This is a genomic window from Pseudomonas sp. VE 267-6A (genome assembly GCF_024126555.1).
GTDB lineage: Bacteria > Pseudomonadota > Gammaproteobacteria > Pseudomonadales > Pseudomonadaceae > Aquipseudomonas > Aquipseudomonas palmensis.
Genome location: NZ_JAMYBY010000040.1, coordinates 1 through 2,650, shown reverse-complemented (window position 1 = coordinate 2,650; position 2,650 = coordinate 1). Strand labels below are relative to the sequence as shown.

The window sequence follows — 2,650 nt, the reverse complement described above, 5'->3', positions numbered from 1 at the left end:
ACCGCGCACGCGGCGAACTTCGCCCATGTGGGGCCCAAGAGCCTGGCCGGGACCTTCCCCGAGCCGCCCAAGCCGGGCAAGGGCAGCCTGGAGCTGTTCAACCTGTACGCCAATGCCAAGGGCATCCAGGCCGGCGATTACGAAGTGACCGATGCGCTGGGTACGGTGCTCAAGGGCAGCCTCGATGGCCAGGGGTTCAATGCCGTGTCGGGGGTTGCACCGGGGCCGGCGTCGGTCAGGTTCGGACGCGACCCGACCCCGCCGTGGACACCGAGCAGCTACATCGGTTTGGTCAACTGGCCGTTGCAGCTACCTGACCCCAGCCACTCGCCCACGGTAGTGGCAACGCTGGTCGACAAGCTGGTGCTGCCCAACGATGGCAAGGGCAGCCTTTTTGGCAGTGCCAGGCAACTGGTCAGTGCCGCCAGCTCTGCCCTGCCTGCTGCCTCGGTCGCCCTGGGCGTGGCCGACCAGGCGGGCGCTGCACTCAAGGGCGCCAGGGCCAGCCTGCCCACGCTGCCGGCCCTCTCACTGACCGACCTCAAGGCTCCAGGCCTGAATACCGTTACCGATCTGCTGCCAGGTGAACTGATCTCATGAGCGACAACACCCCCGCCAAACAACGGCCACCACAGGCCGCAGTCGTTCCCCTGGATCAGATCGGCATCGAGGACGTGAGTAGCGGCGCCGCCGTGTTCGACGCCTGGCTGCGGGATATCAGCGGTGGCTACGTCAACCTCGAGCGCCTCAAGGAGGTGGCTGAGGTGCTGCCGGTCATCGGCAACATCATCGCCCTGGTCGATGCGGTCGGCGACGTTGTCAACCTGGCCTCCAGCGACAAGCCCGACCCGCTTGACTGGGTCAGCCTGGGCATCAACCTGATCGGCGTGATTCCCACGCCACCGACCATGGCGGCTGCGCGCAAGAGCCTGCGGCCGATGCTGGTGCTGGCCCGTCAGGAAGGCAAGCAGATGCTCGGCGCCTCGTTGATCGAGATCATCGTCGGCCACCTCAATGCCACCTTGCTTGGCGAAATCGATGCCTTTCTCGCTGACGCAGAAGGGCAGTTGGAGGCGATCCTCAAGGAGTGCGCCGACGTCGGTGAGAAGCTGGTCAACAACACGGCCAACGCGATCGATGCCGTGATTACCGGCAAGCTCGACAGCGCCGCGAATCTGGAGGCTGCCGGGCGCAGCGCCATTGCAGCAAAGAACGCGTTGCGTTCCGACCCCTCGGTGGTCTTCGAAAACGCCTTCGCCGCCCTCAGCGATGCCTACGCCGCGATGGGCAAGGGCGCCGCCAACATGATCATGCGCAATGCCGTGCCCGAGGGGGTACAGCATGAAGTGCTGGCCCGTACCCGGGCCCTGCGTAGCCTGGCGCCACAGATGCGTACGCAACTGATGAGCATGACCAGTGCAGCCAACCCGCAATCCATCGAGAGCATGCGCCTTATCCTGCACAACAGCAGTGTGCTCTGGCACAAGCGCAATCCCAAGGCACTCGGCAGCACGGTCAAGGGCGACAAGACCACCCAGGCCAGGCATCAGGATGCCAAGGGCGAGACCGAGGCCATTACCCGGCAGGCGTCGGCCAAACAGGCGGCCAACGACAGCAAGAACGGCACCTGTGCCAGCAGTTGCAACCGTATCAACTTCGCCCTTGGCAGCGAGTCGCTGGACCACACCGACTTCAGCCTGCCAGGCCCGTTTCCCGTCATCTGGACCCGTACTTACAATTCGCGCCTCGGGCGCCTCGACAACGCCAGCCTCGGTGCCCGTTGGCTCACCGAGTTCACCACCTGCATCGACGTGGTCGGCCAGGGCTTGGTGCTGCTTGACTTCGATGGGCGCAGTCACGATTTTCCAATGCCCGAAAAGGGCAAGCCCCACTACGACGCTGTCGAGTACCTCACCCTGGTGCGCACCGGCGAACAGCAACTGGTACTGCTGCGTGGCCTGGATCGCCGGGAGACCTATGCGCGCCATGGCGATCGCTTCTATCTGACGCACATTCAGCTACGCAGCGGCGCGGGCGCCATGCTGCACTACGAGCATCGCCACAACGGCCAGCCGGTGTTGTCCGACATCAACACCTACCAGGACGACGACCCCAGCAAGGTACACCTGCAACTGGGAACGCGGCTCGACGCGCACGGGCATATCCAGGGTCTCTGGCAAGTGGTCGATGGCAAGCCGCTGCGCCAACTGTGCGCCTATCACTATGACGGCGCGGGTGACCTGGTGGCGGCTCAGGATGAAAACGGTGCCGCCTGGCACTATGAGTACCAGCATCATCTGATCACCCGTTACACCGACCGCACCGGGCGCGGTTTCAACCTGGAGTGGGACGGCAACGGCCCGCATGCCAGGGCCATCCATGAGTGGGCAGATGACGGCAGCTTCGAAGTGCGCCTGGAATGGGATGAGCGTATCCGCCTCACCTATGTGACCGACGCCCATGGCCAGGAAACCTGGCACTACTACGACATCCAGGGCTACACCTACCGCATCCGTCATCCGGACGGCAATTCGGAGTGGCTGTTCCGGGATGAGCGCAAGAACGTCATCCGCCACGTGCACCCCGACGGTAGCCAGGACCGCTACAGCTTTGATGAGCGCAGCAACCTGCTGCAGCACATCCGTCCCGA

The 2,650-nt window shown here is 64.3% G+C and carries 1 protein-coding gene and 1 pseudogene; both read left to right on the top strand.

What is annotated here, in order from left to right:
• A pseudogene (locus tag NJH59_RS25325) lies at positions 1-600 on the top strand (type VI secretion system tip protein VgrG); the annotation flags it as partial.
• Positions 597-2,650: DUF6531 domain-containing protein (locus NJH59_RS25320; protein ID WP_253087464.1), on the top strand; the 2,054-nt coding region annotated here is incomplete at its 3' end. The pseudogene NJH59_RS25325 and the gene NJH59_RS25320, both read left to right, overlap by 4 nt.